The organism is Vibrio sp. YT-19(2023) (genome assembly GCF_033337395.1).
The window spans coordinates 1-500 of sequence record NZ_JAWOQN010001257.1 but is presented as its reverse complement, the minus strand read 5'-3'; the positions used below and the strand labels follow the sequence as shown (position 1 = coordinate 500).

Sequence of the window (500 nt, the reverse complement as noted above, 5' to 3'; positions counted from 1 at the left end):
CTAAATGCGCGAGTTCATTGTCATACGCCTCAACAAATACAAACTTGTCGGAGAATTGCGCCGCAACCTCTTCCAATTGTGCAGCCAAAACGGGATCACCCGTCCCAACAACAACAACTTGAACATCATGCTTCAAAAAATCCGCCAAAGCCGGCAGCAAGTAATGCACGCCTTTTTGCTGAGTCAAACGACAAACCATACCAAACATGGCTACATCTTTTTCAGCAAGGTTTAGCTTCTGCTGTAATGCGCGCTTACAAGTGTTTTTACCTAGAACCATACTTTGTTTGTCGGCACTATAGTTCATTGGTAAATAAGCATCAGTTTCCGGATTCCAAGCACTGTAATCGCAGCCATTTAAAATTCCGACTAAATCCCCTGCACGTTGCTGAAACTCCCATGCCATTCCATGACTGCCAAGCTCTGTCTTTAGCTCTTCAGCGTACGTTGGGCTGACTGCATTTATCTTATCGGCATTCATTACGCCAGCTTTGAGCATA

Annotated in this window: 1 protein-coding gene; it reads right to left on the bottom strand. The window is 44.8% G+C overall.

Annotated features, from left to right (window positions below):
• Positions 1-500 (bottom strand): glycogen/starch synthase (locus R7E78_RS31130; RefSeq protein ID WP_318059273.1); only part of this gene is annotated, 500 nt, incomplete at both ends.